Consider the following 15,831-nt stretch of genomic DNA (forward strand, 5'->3'; position numbering starts at 1 on the left):
ATGGCATATGAAGGGTATGTATGAACAAGGGGATTTAAAAACAAATAGATTAATTTTAACGAAGATACATGGTGCACATGCAGCTGATTTATTTGAAGTATATTCTAATTCGGAAACAGCTACATATGTACCGAGGGAAGTACATAAAACGAAAGAGGAAACTCATCGTTTATTAGAAAATATGTTTACAACGATACGAGATGGTAAGGCTCTTATATGGTCTATTATGCTGAATGATAACCAAAAGGTAATTGGAACGTGTGGAATATGGCTTATGCCACATAATAGTGCATCGATTGGAGCTGTAATTAGTCCAACATATTGGGGAAAAGGATGTATTGTTGAAGCGTTAGAACAAGTTATAAAAGTTGGTTTTCAAGAATTAAATTTGAATCGTATTGAAGGGAGATGTAGTGTGAAAAATGTAGCTTCTGAACGTGTGATGCAAAAATTAAAAATGGTATATGAAGGTACATTGAGGCAAAATGTAAAAATGAATAATACGTACAGTGATTCTAAAGTGTATTCGCTTTTAAAACAGGAATACGATTGCTTCGCAAAGTAAACCGAGCTTAATGAGATTAAGCTCGGTTTACTTATTTTGCTTAAGAAAGAAATGGGATAGCGGTATAGATTATGCCTGTTCCACCATATTCTCCTGTCGCAAAGTATGAAAATGTAAAGAAACCTGTAACCGAAAAAATTACAATGAGAAAAAGTGCAAAGATAAACTTTAACATGTAAGGTCCCCTCATCCAAAAGTAAATTCATATATTATTATAGTATACGAATGTATAATTTCCAATTGTTTACTGGTTAAAAATGAGAAGTCAGACATGTTTTGTATGTTGTCATGGAATGATTATTCGTAATAGATTTTGTATTTTTTGTAAATGTCATATTGTGATGAACGTGGGCATATTCCCAATCACGATCATTAAAATTTATGTTTCGCGGAGGGAGAAGTGGAACGACATCGAATAAATTTACAAAACGAAAGCTACTAGCTACTTGTAGTTTATAATAATTTCGAAAAGCGATATCTCCTACTTTTGGAGAAGCGAATGTATAAAGGCCATACTGTGCGAAGGCAGTATTGATACGTGCATCTAATATGTGTAATGTAGCAAGCGCACCACCTAAACTATGTCCGGTAGCTAGTAGTTTTTTATGGGCTGGCAATGATACGAGCATATCCATAATAGAATCTCGGCAAGATTCATAAATAGAAAGAAAGCCGTTATGGACATTTCCACTGTTTAAAGCATATGGGTATGGCTTTTGGTTGACGAGTGAATCGATAATCCAGTCTGTATCTGTTTGTGTGCCCCGAAAAGCTACAATAATTGTATCCTCAGATTCTAATATGAATCCAAACCATTCTGTCATTTGAATGGTTTTTCCTTGAAAACCTTGTACATATTGAAAACCATCTGGTATTTCAAAAATCCCATTTTGTTTATATTGTTCATACGTTAACTCACAACAAGAAGCTAACAATATGGCAGTGTCTTTATCAAAGGATAAAGGAGTACGCATTAAGGAAGCCCTCCTTAAGAAAAGGTATGGTTAAATATATGCAGTGAGGGACTTGATTCATTCTTTTTGAGGGTTTTGAAAATGAGGATGGAACATTTAGTTATATGAGGGGGAGGGGAAGCGTAGTCCACCTAAATAAAAAGCGCCCCATAAGGGCACTTTTACTCTTTTCCATCTAATAAACGACCAAGTCCACCTAAAACACTGCCTTCACCGGTGCTTTGAGCTGCTGGACTCGTAAGGCGTGCTGCTAAGCGGCTAAGTGTTAAGGACTGAATCCAAACCGTTCCAGGACCTTCTAGCGTTGCGAAGAATAAACCTTCACCGCCAAATAGAGCTGTTTTTACTTTTCCTACAAATTCAATATCATAGTTAACGTCTTTTGTCATGGCAACGAGACAACCTGTATCAATGCGAAGTTTCTCACCGGGTTTTAATTCGCGCTTATATACAGTTCCGCCTGCATGCATGAAAGCTAGACCATCACCTTCAAGTTTCTGCATGATGAAACCTTCACCACCAAAGAAACCAGTTCCTATTTTTTTAGTAAACTCAATTCCGATAGAAACACCTTTTGCAGCACAAAGAAACGCATCTTTTTGGCAAACTATTTTCCCTTGATATTCTGTTAAATCAACAGGAACAATTTTACCAGGATAAGGAGCAGCAAATGAGACGTGGCGTTTGCCGTGACCTGTATTTGTAAATACAGTCATAAACATGCTTTCACCTGTAACAAGACGCTTACCAGCCCCCATTAATTTTCCGAATAGACCGTTAGATGGTCCAGAACCATCACCGAAAATTGTCTCCATTTCGATGTAGTCTTCCATCATCATCATTGCCCCAGCTTCTGCGATAACACTCTCTTCTGGATCTAATTCAATTTCAACGAACTGCATATCGTCACCGTATAACTTATATTCGATTTCATGTGCCTTCATTTTTTTCACCTCATATGTAATATATATTTATATTGTACAGAATTTAATAGTATTAGAATACTCTAGTTTTGTTAATTTTCAAATAAAATAAGGAGATGGAAATTCAACATTATATTAAAATTATAAAAAAATGATGGAATGAAAGTGTTCTCATTTGACGTTTTTCATATAGCGTGATATAGTGAAAGCACTATTGAGCTACATAATGTGGTACGGAAATAAAGCACGTTGTATTAAAGGCTGTAAGCTTGTTATACATTCATGTCCTTTATATCCACCTTTTCATGTGGATTCATAGTTTCATTTTTATTTAGGAGGTACATGACATGCAAACAGGTAAAGTTAAATGGTTTAACGGCGAAAAAGGTTTTGGCTTCATCGAAGTTGAAGGCGGAGAAGACGTATTCGTACATTTCTCAGCTATCCAAGGCGAAGGCTTCAAAACTTTAGAAGAAGGTCAAGAAGTTTCTTTCGAAATCGTTGAAGGAAACCGCGGACCACAAGCAGCTAACGTTACAAAAAACTAATTAGCTAGCGATAAAAAGCATTCCGAATTTCGGAATGCTTTTTTTTATCCCGTAAACGTCCGAAGGGTGTGGGCTAATAATTAGTGGGGGATGGTCCCCACACTAATTAAAGTTTCACTTTACTCTTTGGAACTAGATTCATTTGAAGATAATTCGCCTTTGAAGGTACGCTCTTCAAAGTCATCAAGCATTTGTTCATACTCTTCATGTTCTTCTGTGGCGAAAACTTGTGGGTTTTTTCCATAGATATCTGTACCGATAAAGTTTTCGAAATCCTCTACATATCCAACATTCTCTTCACTATTTACATACATACCATTATAATTTTTTGAATCTTGTCTTTCTAAATCAGACGGTGTTTCAGACGTTCCATAATTTGCGACATCTTGCCACGCATCTTCTGCATCGTACTCAACAGAATGATCTTCATCGTGCTTATGGAAAGAAGGAGCCAATACTTCTTCTTCAACTGGACGGGTCTCCATATTTAATTTATTTGTCGCGTGCTGTATGCATGTTGTAGCAGTCGGCATTGCTTCTAATCTTTCAAATGGAATTTCCACGCCAGACACTTCACAAATACCGTACGTACCTGCTTCTATTTTTTGCAAGGCATGTTTCGTATCCTCTAGCTGTTTATGCCAAAGCTCAATAAGCCCGAAATCTTTTTCACGTTCATATAGCTCTGTAGCCATATCACCTGGATGGTTATCATAGCTAGACAATTCTCCGACGGAATCGCGTTCAGAGGCACGATTTTCATTTTCATGAGTTTGTATTGTTTGCTCTAGTTCTTGTTTTTGTTTTTCTAAAACGGATTTAAATTGATTTACTTGTTGTGGAGTTAACATTGTCATCCACCTTCCTACAATTCAGTTTCTTTACATAGTATGAGCGTTGAGAGTAGGAATTATGAGATGAATTTCAGCTCTGAAATCGGTATATAAAAAAGAGCTGCATAAGCAGCTCTTTTTATAGGAAATATCCAAGTAATAATCCAATTCCCATTAGAAAACCGAAAATTGTGTTTGTTTTTGCTGTTGAGATCATCGCAGGTACCATTTCCATTGGAATGCTTTTGCCGATGAAACCTTTTGTCGCTTTAAATGCTTTCGGTGCACTTAAAAATACGATAAACATCCATGGAGATACGATATTTACGATAATTAAAGCAATTGTCCAAATGTAAGCAACAATGAACATAGAAGCTAGAACACCAACGGCTCTTTCGCGTCCAACGAGAATTGCTAACGTTTTACGACCATTTTCTTTATCGCCATCTAAGTCACGAATATTATTAGATAGTAAAATTGCACCAATTAATATGGAGCTTGGAATAGATAGTAAAATTACTTCTGATGTTACTGTTCCAGTTTGGATAAAGAATGAAATACCAATAATGATAACACCCATAAATAATCCTGCTGTTAACTCTCCAAATGGTGTATACGCAATTGGAATTGGTCCACCTGTATAAAGGTAAGCAACGGCCATACAAACGAGACCGATTGCAGCAAGCCACCAGCTAGAATTCATACAAATATAAACGCCTAATAGCATTGCGATGCCAAAAAATCCAAATGCTAAGTTCAGTACTGTTTTTGGCTGAATGCCATCGCGAACGATAGCGCCGCCGATTCCAACTGAACCTTCATGATCGAGTCCTCTTTTATAATCAAAGTATTCATTAAACATGTTTGTTGCTGCTTGAATGAGAAGACAAGCAAGAAGCATCATAAGGAAAAGAGGGAGATGTATTTGATTTATACCTCCGACCTGCATCGCATATGCTGTTCCGATGAAAACAGGAACGAAAGCTGCTGTTAATGTATGGGGGCGTAGTAAACTCCACCAAATGCGCCAGCCTGTTTGTTTACTTGGCTTTGGCGCCGTAGGAGAGGAATTCGTTTCGACGTTCATTTCCATGTTGAATCCTCCTTAGGTCACATATTGTACACAATTAAGTGTAGAAAAAGCATCATTTAGTGTCAACGTTTATTTTCTAGGAAGAGAAGGTGAATTTCTCAGAAATGCTAAACGTTGACAGGCCTTTCGTTTGAGGTGTATCTTAAAATCAAGCGTAATTATGACTATTTTTCGCCCATAGGGGGGAGACAATTGTGATTCAAACGAAACAAAAAGGCTTGCAAGAAGTTCTTAGTGCGGCCATTAAGCGTGTAAAGAATGAAAAAACATTAGTTAGTTTTGTCAAACAAATAGACTGGGTGGATCCACTTCTGTTTTATGCAGCAGGAAAAAGGACTTCATTCGAAAATAGATGTTATTTTGCAGACCCAGCTCAGCATGTAATATTTGCAGGAATTGGCTCTGTTTTCACTATAGCAAATTCTTCTCATAAGCGCTTTCAAACTGCTCGTGATGAGTGGGAGAAAGTAAAAGAGAATGCATTTGTGCAAAGAGATGAATATGAATTTGGAACAGGTCCTCTTTTATTTGGTGGGTTTTCATTTGATCCAGAAAAAGAGAAAACAGACCTATGGAAAGAATTTAAAGATACAACATTTTCACTACCCGCATTTTTATTAACTGTAAAAAATGAAAAAGCGTGGTTAACGATGAATACGTTTGTTTCAGAAACAGATTGTGCAGAAACTCTTTATAACGAAATGATTTCTTTAGAAGAGAAAATTTTTGGGGAGAGTAAATGTGCGCTAGAAGGATCGAAATTAATTGTTACTTCTAAAGTAGAAGTTGATCCGAAAGGCTGGATGAAAGCAATTGAGAAAGTGCAAGATGAGATGAAGCAGGGTAACGTGCAGAAGGTTGTATTAGCGAGGGAGTTAAAAGTAGAGGTGAATCATTCTATTGATTCTGCTCTTGTTTTAGAAGCGCTTCGCATGGGGCAACCGGATTGTTACGTATTTTCTTTTGATTATAAAGGAGCATGTTTCCTAGGAGCGACGCCAGAGAGATTAATTCGCAAAGAAGCTGAGAAGTTTACGTCGATGTGTCTTGCTGGTTCAATCGGTCATGGTCATTCTATAGAAGAAAGTAAACAAAATGGTAATGCGCTTCTTCATGATGAAAAGAATTTAGCGGAACATGGTTATGTAGTGAACATGATTCGCGGTGTATTAAATGAGCATTGCAACGTCGTTAATATTCCGGAAAGTCCGGGTTTATTAACAACGAAAAACTTAATTCATTTATATACGCCTGTAGAAGCAAAAGGTGATGTGAGTCTTTTAACAATGGTAGAAGAATTACATCCAACACCAGCTCTTGGCGGGACGCCTCGTTTGGAAGCGATGAAGCTCATTCGTGATGTGGAATTGTTAGAAAGAGGATTGTACGGTGCACCGATTGGGTGGATAGATGATGAAGGAAATGGTGAATTTGCGGTTGCGCTTCGCTGCGGATTATTAAATGGCGAGAAAGCATCCTTATTTGCCGGTTGTGGGATTGTAATTGATTCTGTACCGCAACTTGAATATGAAGAAACAAGTTTGAAGTTTAGACCGATGCTTGGTGCTTTGGAGGAATTAATGAAATGAACAATCATATAGAAGCATTATCATATTATTTAGGCGCGTTCGTGGATGAACTGACGCGTCTAAATGTATGTGATGTTGTCATTAGTCCAGGCTCACGGTCAACGCCGATTGCTCTACTAATGGAACAACATGAAGGAATGAACACATATTTACACGTAGATGAAAGATCAGCAGGATTTTTTGCGCTCGGTATCGCAAAAGCAAAAAAACGTCCTGTTGCATTATTATGTACGTCAGGAACGGCAGCAGCGAACTATTACCCAGCTGTATGTGAAGCTTTTCATTCACGAGTGCCGCTTATCGTCTTAACGGCAGATAGACCGCATGAATTAAGAGATGTCGGTGCACCACAAGCGATGAATCAAATTCATTTATACGGTACGTTTGTGAAGCAATTTACAGAGATGGCAATTCCAGAAGCGAGTGAAGCGATGTATCATTATGCTCGCATGACGACGCAGCGCATGATAGCAAGCGCACTTTTAACGCCGCAAGGACCTGTTCATCTTAATTTTCCAGTTCGTGAACCGCTTATCCCGGACTTTTCATTAGAAAGTTTATGGGATAAAGGACGCGGGGAATATACAGGAGTAGTTCAGCAAGGGAACGTGACGATGCCGAGTGAATATGTAGATTCTCTTGTAGGGCGCCTTTCACATATGGAAAAGGGGCTTATTATTTGTGGAGATGATAGTCATTCAGAAATCGCAGCGTTTGCGGCACAATTAGCTAAAAAAACAGGATATCCAATATTAGCGGATCCACTTTCTAACATTCGTAGCGGACATCACGATAAAACGATGGTAATCGACTGTTACGATACATTTTTACGAAATGAGTTGTTAAAAGAAACATGGAAGCCAGAAGTTATGATTCGCTTTGGTGGTATGCCTGTTTCGAAAGCATTAACGCAGTTTATTAAAAAACAGACGAAAGCCGTTCATATCGTTGTCGACGAATCCGGACAATGGAGAGATCCAGCTCTTGTTGCGACAGAAGTTGTACAGGCAAATGATATTGCATTTTGTAGTGCATTAATAGAAAAAATGCCAGCTATGAAAAAGAATGATTGGTTCGGAATGTGGCAACATATAAACGAAAAAACGAAGGCAACGCTTCGTGAAATGGAAACATATGAAACGGCATTTGAAGGAAAGGTTATTACGGATATTGTACGCGTATTACCAGATGGGGCAACGTTATTTGCGAGTAATAGTATGCCAATTCGTGATACAGATTCATTCTTCTTCACATCAGATAAAAATATTCAGGTGATGGCAAATCGCGGTGTAAATGGTATCGATGGAATCATTTCAACAGCTTTAGGCGCGAGCGTTATTTGTGATCCGCTCGTATTAGTCATCGGTGATTTATCATTTTATCACGATTTAAATGGACTGTTAGCAGCGAAATTACATGAATTAAACATAACAATTGTCGTTGTAAATAATGACGGTGGCGGTATTTTCTCATTCTTACCACAGTATGAGAAAAAGGAACATTTTGAATCATTATTTGGAACACCGATTGGGCTTGATTATGAACACGTTGTTAAAATGTACGGTGGTTCATTTAGCCGTGTAAATGGTTGGGAGCAATTCCGAGAAGAGGTACAAAAGGGAACAAGGGCGGAAGGTTTACACGTTGTGGAAATTTGTACGAATCGTGATGAGAACTTAACATTGCACCGTACATTATGGGCAAAAACGATGGACGTGATTACTACATCTTTACAAGGTGAATCACGATGAAAGTAACGCTGCAAGGTGTATCGTATGAATATGAAGTAGTCGGAAGCGGTGAACCACTTCTACTTCTTCATGGTTTTACGGGAAGCATGGAAACGTGGCGTTTTTTCGTTCCTTCTTGGAGCGAGAAATTTCAAGTCATTTTAGTAGACATTGTTGGGCACGGAAAAACGGAAAGTCCTGAAGCTGTGACGCATTATGATATTAGAAATGCGGCATTACAAATGAAAGAGTTGCTAGATTACCTTCATATTGAAAAAGCGCACATACTCGGCTATTCAATGGGCGGTAGACTGGCGATTACGATGGCATGCCTATATCCAGAATATGTACGTTCTCTTTTATTAGAAAATTGTACAGCTGGGCTTGAAAGTGAAAATGAGCGAGAAGAACGCTGTGAAAAAGATGAGCGGCTTGCTCATAAAATTGAGCGAGAAGGAATCGAAAGTTTTGTAGCGATGTGGGAAAATATTCCGCTGTTCGAAACGCAAAAACGTTTAGCAGAAAAGGTACAAGAAGCAGTGCGAAAAGAACGACTTGCTAACAGTCCAAAAGGACTTGCAAATAGCTTGCGAGGCATGGGAACAGGGGCTCAGCCTTCATGGTGGAATGAGCTACAAAACTTAAAAATGCCTGTTCTTTTAATGAACGGTGAGCATGATGAAAAGTTCTTTCGCATATTAAAAAATATCGAAAAATGCGTCTCTGACGCGAAATTTGTCAAAATTGATGGTGCTGGCCATGCAATTCATGTGGAACAACCTGAAAAGTTTGATACAATAGTAAAGGGATTTCTAAAAACTATGCAGTGATGCTTTTTTCACCTAAGAGGGAAGCTACACTTATAGAGGAGATCAGAAATATACAAGGAGGTAGTTGTAATGGCTATTGAATGGGTAAAAGAAGGCAATTACGAAGATATTATTTATTCAACATACAATGGTATCGCAAAGATTTCGATTAACCGCCCTGAAGTACATAACGCATTCCGTCCTAAAACGGTAATGGAGTTAATCAACGCTTTTGCACACGCTCGTGATGATGCAAATGTTGGCGTTATCATTTTAACAGGTGAAGGTGGACGTGCATTCTGTTCTGGCGGCGACCAAAAAGTTCGCGGTCATGGTGGATATGTAGGTGACGACCAAATCCCACGTCTAAACGTATTAGACTTACAACGTCTAATTCGCGCAATTCCTAAACCAGTTATCGCAATGGTAGCAGGTTATGCAATCGGTGGAGGACACGTACTTCATATCGTATGTGACTTAACAATCGCTGCAGACAACGCTGTATTCGGACAAACAGGTCCTAAAGTAGGAAGCTTTGACGGTGGATACGGAGCTGGTTACTTAGCTCGTATGGTAGGCCACAAGAAAGCTCGCGAAATTTGGTACCTATGCCGTCAATATAGTGCTGGGGAAGCACTTGATATGGGCTTAGTAAACACTGTAGTACCATTAGAAGAGCTTGAAGCAGAAACAGTACAATGGGCACAAGAAATTTTAGCAAACAGCCCAATGGCACTTCGTTTCTTAAAAGCTGCATTCAACGCAGATACAGACGGTCTAGCTGGTATTCAACAATTAGCTGGAGATGCAACGTTATTGTACTACACAACTGACGAAGCAAAAGAAGGTCGTGACGCGTTCAAAGAAAAACGCAGCCCGGACTTCGGTCAATTCCCTCGTTTCCCGTGATCAAACCAAAAGCGGAGCCGACTGTTTAGCCTCGTAGGCTAAGGTTCTTTCGCACAGAAAGTGTTTTTTACTTTCTCGTGCGGAAGGTTCTTAGACGGAAGGGGCTAGGAGGCGCAGCTGGATGAAACCAAAAGCGAAAGCGGCTTGCTTAGAACAAGAGGGCGTAGGAAGGTGTGAAGCCACCGACTGTTCTAGCCGCTGTAGCTAGATGGAATCAACCGGAAACAAAACAACTAAGAGACTTGATGTCACATCAAGTCTCTTTCTTTCATGAAAGGAGAATGAATGATGGAGCCGATGCCTAACTGGTTAAAGCAACGTGCGTTTTTAACACCAGAGCGTACTGCAATTGAAATAGAGGACGAAAAGGTTACTTTTATGCAGTTGCATGAAAAAGTAGTATCTGTTTGTGAACACCTCACGCACGTTGGAGTGAAGCGGGCGCAAAAAGTGGCTGTTCTGATGAAAAATGGTATGGAGATGATTACAGTTATTCACGCCCTATCTTACGTAGGTGCAGTAGCTGTGCTTTTAAATACGCGTCTTTCAAGAGAAGAGCTACTTTGGCAAATGGATGATGCTGAAGTTGTTTGTTTAGTGACGGATCAAGATTTTGAGACTACAGATGTTCCTGTATATTCATTCGCTGAAGTGATGAATGGATCGAAGGCGGAAGCATCTATACAGGAAGAATTCTCTTTAGAAGAAGCGATGACAATTATTTATACGTCTGGGACGACAGGGAAGCCGAAAGGCGTTATTTTAACGTACGGTAATCATTGGGCAAGCGCAGTCGGTTCTTCGCTTAATTTAGGGCTTCGTGATGATGATTGCTGGTTAGCTTGTATGCCGATGTTCCACGTTGGCGGGCTATCTCTGTTAATGAAAAATATTATGTACGGTATGCGCATTTTACTCGTTCCGAAATATGATGCTAATTTTATTCATGAAGCACTTCAAACGAGAGGCGTTACGATTATTTCTGTCGTTTCTAAAATGTTAACAGATCTTTTAGAGCGACTTGGAGAAGAGACATATCCCTCTTCTTTACGATGCATGTTACTAGGCGGAGGGCCAGCGCCGAAACCGTTATTAGAAACGTGTGTAGAAAAAGGAATTCCTGTGTATCAAACGTACGGTATGACAGAAACGTCTTCGCAAATTTGTACGTTATCAGCAGATTACATGTTAACGAAAGTAGGATCAGCTGGAAAACCACTATTCCAATGTCAGCTTCGTATTGAAAAAGACGGCGTAGTAGTGCCTCCACATGCTGAAGGAGAAATTGTTGTAAAAGGGCCGAACGTAACAGGTGGCTATTTTAACCGTGAAGATGCGACGCGTGAAACAATTCAAAATGGCTGGCTTCATACTGGTGACCTCGGTTATTTAGATGAAGAAGGATTTTTATACGTATTAGACCGCCGCAGTGATTTAATTATTTCTGGGGGAGAAAATATATATCCAGCTCAAATTGAAGAAGTGTTACTCTCTCATCCTGCAGTAGCAGAAGCCGGTGTTGTCGGTATGGCTGACGAAAGTTGGGGACAAGTGCCAGCTGCTTTTGTTGTAAAAAACGGAGAGGTAACAGAAGAAGAAATTTTTCATTTTTGCGAGGAGAAATTAGCGAAATATAAAGTGCCGAAGAAAGTGTGTTTCTTAGAGGAATTACCACGAAACGCTTCGAAAAAATTGTTAAGACGAGAGTTAAGACAATTAGTGGAGGAGATTTAGGTGGAGATAAAAAAAGTGACACTTTATATAACGGAAATGCCACTCGTAATCCCGTTTGCTGCAAGCTACGGAACTTACGAAAGGCGTGAGAGTATCGTCGTTGAATTAGAAGATAAAGATGGATACGTTGGTTTTGGTGAAGTCGTTGCTTTTTCTGAACCGTGGTATACGGAAGAAACGGTGAAGACAGCACTGCATGTACTTCAGGATTTTTTAATACCGGATTTATTGGAAACTGAAATTTCTCATCCGAATGAAGTGCCGAGTTTGTTCCAGCATATAAAGAGAAACCGAATGGCAAAGGCCGGAATAGAAGGGGCTGTTTGGGATTTATATGCGACGCGTCAAAAGAAACCGCTAGCGACATTGCTTGGCGGAACGAAGTCTGAAATTGAGGTCGGCGTTGTAATCGGGATCAATACGATTCCGGTTATGCTAAAACAAATCGAGAAGTACGCGGAAGAAGGATACGAGCGTTTTAAAGTGAAAATAAAGCCAGAGCATGATTACGAATTATTGAAAGAAATTCGTAAAGAGTTTCCGAATATCCCGTTAATGGCTGATGCAAATTCAGCCTATACATTAGCGGATACGGAGAGGCTGAAACGACTAGATGAATTTCAATTGCTGATGATTGAACAACCGCTAGCGGATTACGATTTTCTTGATCATGCACAGCTGCAAAAGAAAATTGAAACGCCGATTTGTTTAGATGAAAGCATCCATAGCTTAGAAGATGCGCGCGTTGCGATTACGCTTGGCAGTTGCCGAATTGTGAATATTAAACCAGGGCGAGTGGGCGGATTAACAGAATCAATTCAAATTCATAATTATTGTATGGAGCATAACATCCCAGTTTGGTGCGGTGGCATGGTGGAAATGGGGATTTCACGAGCGCAAAATGTTGCGCTTGCTTCATTGCCGAACTTTACGATTCCTGGTGATATATCCGCTTCTAGTCGACATTGGGAGCAGGATATTATTTCGCCGGAAGTGATGCTTAAGGGCGGGAAAGTGATTGTACCGCAAAGTGTTGAAGCTGAGTATGAAGTAGACCGCAAGAGACTGGATGAAATTACGAAGCAGCGGATTGTGTTTGAGCGGTAAATGGAAGTTTCGTTAGGCTGTCCGCAAATAGCGAGAGGGTTTTGTCGTTAATTGTCGGTAAGTCGATATATTTCAATAATCGCTGATATAATTTCATTGACTAAGGCTACTCAAACGGGTAGCCTTTTTTGTATTGTACAAATTGGATAGACTAGTTTAAAATCGAGCGTATAAAGGGGGAGTAAGATGAAGCGCATTTCAATTTTGATAGCTGATGATGAGGCAGAAATTGCTGATTTAATTGAGATACATTTAAAAAAAGAAGGGTATCATGTTGTGAAAGCAGCCGATGGAGAAGAAGCGGTGCATATTATTAAAACGCAGCCAATTGACTTAGTGGTTTTAGATATTATGATGCCGAAAATGGATGGATATGAAGTGACGAGACAGATTCGCGCCAAATATCATATGCCGATTATTTTCTTAAGCGCGAAAACATCTGACTTCGATAAGGTGACAGGTCTTGTACTAGGTGCGGATGATTATATGACGAAGCCTTTCACACCAATAGAACTAGTTGCACGTGTAAATGCACAACTGCGTAGGTTTTTTACGTTAAATCAACCGAAAGTAGCGGAAAGTAAGTCTGCTTTAGAGATTGGCGGAGTCATTATTGATCCTGAGCGCCGAACGGTAAATGTATATGGAGAGCAAATTGAGTTAACACCGAAAGAATTTGACATTTTATATTTATTAGCGAGTCATCCGAAGAAAGTGTACAATGTGGAAAATATTTTTCAGCAAGTATGGGCAGATGATTATTATGAAGGTGGAAATACAGTTATGGTACATATTCGTACGTTACGGAAAAAGCTTGGGGAAGATAAAAGAAAGGATAAGTTAATAAAAACAGTGTGGGGGGTAGGTTATACTTTCAATGGCTAACATGATGAAAAGCTTTCGTTTTAAAATGATTGCCTTATTTGCGTTAAGTATGGTGCTTGCAGCAACTGTAACTTATATAATTTATAAAGGATTGCAGCTGTATTATAAAAAGATGGTTCGCTACGAAGAGCCTTTAGCGCAATTTCGATCAATGGTAAGGGAATTTGGGGACATTAACTTCTTTTTAATTTTCTTTATTCCGTTATCTATTATCTTTTTCTTCTTTTTGACAAAACCGTATTTAAAATACTTTGATGAAATTTCTAATGGGATTCATCATCTTGCGAACGGTAACTTTACAAATAAAGTTCAAGTTTCATCAAATGATGAGTTTGGAAATATCGCGCGCGAAATAAATGTTGCGAGTGAAAAGTTAAAAGAAGCTGTGGAAAGAGGCGACTTTGCTGAAAGTAGTAAAGATCAGCTCGTTGTGAATTTAGCTCATGATTTAAGAACGCCATTAACATCCGTGTTAGGATATTTAGATTTAATTCTTAAAGATGAGAATTTGACGAAGGAACAAATTAAACATTTTTCCACGATTGCATATACGAAATCACAAAGGCTGGAAAGTTTAATTGATGAGCTATTTGAAATTACACGTATGAATTATGGCATGCTAAAGCTGGATAAAAAGCCTATTGATATAAGTGAGTTGCTTATACAGTTAGAAGAGGAATTATATCCGTTATTAGAGAAACATCATTTAGAAGCTAGATTGCATGTTGATGCTCATTTACCGATGCACGGTGATGGAAAATTGTTAGCTAGAGTATTTGAAAACTTGTTAACAAATGCTGTTCGATACGGATATGATGGACAATTTGTTGATATGAATGGGTATGTCGATAATGGAGAAGTTGTCGTGCAAGTTATGAATTACGGAGATAGCATTCCAGAAGAAGATTTACCGTATCTATTTGATATGTTTTATACAGGTGATAAAGCGAGAACCGAGAACCGTGGCGGGACAGGCCTTGGACTATTTATTGCAAAAAATATTGTCGAGCAGCATAACGGTACGATTTCTGCTGAAAGTAATGTAGTTAGAACGCTATTTGAAGTGAGATTGCCAAAAGACGAGAACGTAACAATTTAATAAAAATTTAAACTTTACCCCACTTTTTATTTTAATAGTTTTTTCTATTCTATACGTAAGTTACGTTAAGGAGGAACTAGAAATGAAAAAGTGGGTATTTATTTCTTTTTTTATAGCATGCACAATCTGTGTAGGCGTTTATATATCACCGTTATTTCAAAAGGAAATTGATGTGAAAATCGGCGGGGAAAATAGTGCAGTAAAGACTGCAAGTATGGAAAAGGTAGAGGTTACAAAAGAACAAATTTATAAAGGGGATCTACTATTAGTTAATAAAGATTACCCAGTAAAGAAAGATAGTATTAGGTCTGATATTATAAATGTAAATCATAATAGTGAATTAGTAAGAGGTTATGTAATATTTGATAGAAACCTTCGCTTATCAAAGGGTGTTGTAAAAAAGTTTTTGAACGTTGTCGATGCGGCTGGAAAAGATGGAGTACAGCATTTCCTAATGAGTAGCGGGTACCGAGATTTTCAAGAACAAAGTAAATTATATAAAGAAATGGGATCAGATTATGCACTCCCAGCAGGATACAGTGAGCATAATTTAGGATTATCACTCGATGTTGGGTCTACTCAAAAGAAAATGGAGAGGGCTCCTGAAGGTAAGTGGGTGGAAGAGAACGTATGGAAGCATGGCTTTGTATTACGCTACCCGAAAAATAAAAGTAACATTACAGGCATTCAATATGAGCCATGGCATATACGTTACGTCGGTTTACCTCATAGCGCAATTATGCAAAAAAAGAATTTTACGCTAGAGGAATATTTAGAGTTCTTAAAAGAGGAAAAAGAAATTTCAACTGAGGTGGAAGGCAAGAAATATACGGTTTCTTATTATAAAGTTTCAGAGAATATGAACGTAAATGTCCCAGTAAATAAGCAGTATGAAATTTCGGGGAACAATATGGATGGGGTTATTGTGACGGTTCAGGAATAGATAAAGAGGTTGTTCCGTTTTGGAGCAGCCTTTTCGTATATAAGAAAGGGATTGGCGTTTTTTGTCGGTAAATCGATATTCCTTGTCGAA

General features: G+C 38.7%; 17 protein-coding genes. 12 read left to right on the forward strand and 5 right to left on the reverse strand.

The genetic code is table 11. The features are described 5' to 3' along the window. Positions 1–7: 7 nt before the first annotated feature. Positions 8–565 carry a GNAT family N-acetyltransferase gene (locus JDS95_RS18365; protein WP_085450513.1) on the forward strand — a complete coding sequence of 186 codons (558 nt, stop codon included), beginning with the start codon at positions 8–10 and terminating at the stop codon, positions 563–565. Positions 566–605: 40 nt separating this feature from the next. Here JDS95_RS18365 and JDS95_RS31560 read toward each other — a convergent pair whose 3' ends face one another. The 3 genes from JDS95_RS31560 to JDS95_RS18375 all read right to left on the reverse strand — a co-directional run bounded on the left by JDS95_RS31560 (position 606) and on the right by JDS95_RS18375 (position 2,483). After that, entirely contained in the window at positions 606–740 is a 135-nt protein-coding gene (locus JDS95_RS31560) for a hypothetical protein (RefSeq protein ID WP_000911069.1), read from the reverse strand. A gap of 76 nt (positions 741–816) precedes the next feature. After that, positions 817–1,539: a lipase family protein gene (locus JDS95_RS18370; protein WP_001260116.1), complete on the reverse strand. Its 723-nt coding sequence runs from the start codon at positions 1,537–1,539 to the stop codon at positions 817–819. Positions 1,540–1,700: 161 nt separating this feature from the next. Next, on the reverse strand, positions 1,701–2,483 hold the full coding sequence (locus JDS95_RS18375; protein WP_000643604.1) for a TIGR00266 family protein: 783 nt from the start codon (positions 2,481–2,483) through the stop codon (positions 1,701–1,703). Positions 2,484–2,809: 326 nt separating this feature from the next. Here JDS95_RS18375 and cspD point away from each other — a divergent pair, with 326 nt between their 5' ends. Next, positions 2,810–3,010, forward strand: coding sequence for a cold-shock protein CspD (gene cspD, locus JDS95_RS18380; protein ID WP_001193053.1), 201 nt, complete (start codon positions 2,810–2,812; stop codon positions 3,008–3,010). 119 nt (positions 3,011–3,129) lie between these two features. Here cspD and JDS95_RS18385 read toward each other — a convergent pair whose 3' ends face one another. Both JDS95_RS18385 and JDS95_RS18390 read right to left on the reverse strand, forming a co-directional pair. After that, positions 3,130–3,861 (reverse strand): yteA family sporulation protein, encoded by a 732-nt coding sequence (locus JDS95_RS18385; RefSeq protein ID WP_000957399.1) that lies wholly within the window; start codon positions 3,859–3,861, stop codon positions 3,130–3,132. A gap of 121 nt (positions 3,862–3,982) precedes the next feature. Then, a complete protein-coding gene (locus tag JDS95_RS18390; protein WP_000425758.1) occupies positions 3,983–4,936 on the reverse strand; it encodes a 1,4-dihydroxy-2-naphthoate polyprenyltransferase in 954 nt (317 codons plus the stop codon). A 194-nt stretch (positions 4,937–5,130) separates the two neighbouring features. Between JDS95_RS18390 and JDS95_RS18395 the strand changes: the two genes are divergently transcribed. From JDS95_RS18395 to JDS95_RS18435, 10 genes are all read left to right on the forward strand, one after another. After that, a complete protein-coding gene (locus tag JDS95_RS18395; RefSeq protein ID WP_000616759.1) occupies positions 5,131–6,525 on the forward strand; it encodes an isochorismate synthase in 1,395 nt (464 codons plus the stop codon). After that, on the forward strand, positions 6,522–8,276 hold the full coding sequence (gene menD, locus JDS95_RS18400; protein ID WP_199690710.1) for a 2-succinyl-5-enolpyruvyl-6-hydroxy-3-cyclohexene-1-carboxylic-acid synthase: 1,755 nt from the start codon (positions 6,522–6,524) through the stop codon (positions 8,274–8,276). Before JDS95_RS18395 ends, menD begins: the two co-directional genes overlap by 4 nt. After that, positions 8,273–9,085: a 2-succinyl-6-hydroxy-2,4-cyclohexadiene-1-carboxylate synthase gene (gene menH, locus JDS95_RS18405; protein WP_000869208.1), complete on the forward strand. Its 813-nt coding sequence runs from the start codon at positions 8,273–8,275 to the stop codon at positions 9,083–9,085. The genes menD and menH overlap by 4 nt, the downstream gene beginning before the upstream one ends. Before the next feature lie 69 nt (positions 9,086–9,154). Continuing rightward, positions 9,155–9,973, forward strand: a complete 819-nt coding sequence (gene menB / locus JDS95_RS18410) for a 1,4-dihydroxy-2-naphthoyl-CoA synthase (protein WP_000963887.1) — start codon at positions 9,155–9,157, stop codon at positions 9,971–9,973. Positions 9,974–10,146: 173 nt separating this feature from the next. Continuing rightward, positions 10,147–10,278 carry a hypothetical protein gene (locus JDS95_RS31565; RefSeq protein ID WP_254903116.1) on the forward strand — a complete coding sequence of 44 codons (132 nt, stop codon included), beginning with the start codon at positions 10,147–10,149 and terminating at the stop codon, positions 10,276–10,278. Further along, complete coding sequence (locus JDS95_RS18415; protein WP_199690720.1) at positions 10,262–11,707, forward strand: o-succinylbenzoate--CoA ligase; 1,446 nt, start codon at positions 10,262–10,264, stop codon at positions 11,705–11,707. Before JDS95_RS31565 ends, JDS95_RS18415 begins: the two co-directional genes overlap by 17 nt. Further along, positions 11,708–12,814, forward strand: coding sequence for an o-succinylbenzoate synthase (gene menC / locus JDS95_RS18420; protein WP_000403452.1), 1,107 nt, complete (start codon positions 11,708–11,710; stop codon positions 12,812–12,814). 186 nt (positions 12,815–13,000) lie between these two features. Then, complete coding sequence (locus JDS95_RS18425; RefSeq protein WP_000822514.1) at positions 13,001–13,699, forward strand: response regulator transcription factor; 699 nt, start codon at positions 13,001–13,003, stop codon at positions 13,697–13,699. After that, positions 13,692–14,798, forward strand: coding sequence for a sensor histidine kinase (locus tag JDS95_RS18430; RefSeq protein ID WP_000002593.1), 1,107 nt, complete (start codon positions 13,692–13,694; stop codon positions 14,796–14,798). Before JDS95_RS18425 ends, JDS95_RS18430 begins: the two co-directional genes overlap by 8 nt. A gap of 82 nt (positions 14,799–14,880) precedes the next feature. After that, on the forward strand, positions 14,881–15,741 hold the full coding sequence (locus JDS95_RS18435; RefSeq protein WP_000759391.1) for a D-Ala-D-Ala carboxypeptidase VanY: 861 nt from the start codon (positions 14,881–14,883) through the stop codon (positions 15,739–15,741). Positions 15,742–15,831 lie beyond the last annotated feature (90 nt).

Origin of the sequence: Bacillus cereus group sp. N24 (assembly GCF_016483345.1) — a bacterium.
GTDB classification, from domain to species: Bacteria; Bacillota; Bacilli; order Bacillales; family Bacillaceae_G; genus Bacillus_A; species Bacillus_A toyonensis.

What these genes read in the sequence shown, in the direction of transcription:
- JDS95_RS18365 (WP_085450513.1), top strand. Translation starts at nt 8, where the DNA reads ATGAAGGGTATGTATGAACAAGGGGATTTAAAAACAAATAGATTAATT.
- JDS95_RS31560 (WP_000911069.1), bottom strand. Translation starts at nt 740, where the DNA reads ATGTTAAAGTTTATCTTTGCACTTTTTCTCATTGTAATTTTTTCGGTT.
- JDS95_RS18370 (WP_001260116.1), bottom strand. Translation starts at nt 1,539, where the DNA reads ATGCGTACTCCTTTATCCTTTGATAAAGACACTGCCATATTGTTAGCT.
- JDS95_RS18375 (WP_000643604.1), bottom strand. Translation starts at nt 2,483, where the DNA reads ATGAAGGCACATGAAATCGAATATAAGTTATACGGTGACGATATGCAG.
- cspD (WP_001193053.1), top strand. Translation starts at nt 2,810, where the DNA reads ATGCAAACAGGTAAAGTTAAATGGTTTAACGGCGAAAAAGGTTTTGGC.
- JDS95_RS18385 (WP_000957399.1), bottom strand. Translation starts at nt 3,861, where the DNA reads ATGTTAACTCCACAACAAGTAAATCAATTTAAATCCGTTTTAGAAAAA.
- JDS95_RS18390 (WP_000425758.1), bottom strand. Translation starts at nt 4,936, where the DNA reads ATGGAAATGAACGTCGAAACGAATTCCTCTCCTACGGCGCCAAAGCCA.
- menD (WP_199690710.1), top strand. Translation starts at nt 6,522, where the DNA reads ATGAACAATCATATAGAAGCATTATCATATTATTTAGGCGCGTTCGTG.
- menH (WP_000869208.1), top strand. Translation starts at nt 8,273, where the DNA reads ATGAAAGTAACGCTGCAAGGTGTATCGTATGAATATGAAGTAGTCGGA.
- menB (WP_000963887.1), top strand. Translation starts at nt 9,155, where the DNA reads ATGGCTATTGAATGGGTAAAAGAAGGCAATTACGAAGATATTATTTAT.
- JDS95_RS18415 (WP_199690720.1), top strand. Translation starts at nt 10,262, where the DNA reads ATGGAGCCGATGCCTAACTGGTTAAAGCAACGTGCGTTTTTAACACCA.
- JDS95_RS18425 (WP_000822514.1), top strand. Translation starts at nt 13,001, where the DNA reads ATGAAGCGCATTTCAATTTTGATAGCTGATGATGAGGCAGAAATTGCT.
- JDS95_RS18430 (WP_000002593.1), top strand. Translation starts at nt 13,692, where the DNA reads ATGGCTAACATGATGAAAAGCTTTCGTTTTAAAATGATTGCCTTATTT.
- JDS95_RS18435 (WP_000759391.1), top strand. Translation starts at nt 14,881, where the DNA reads ATGAAAAAGTGGGTATTTATTTCTTTTTTTATAGCATGCACAATCTGT.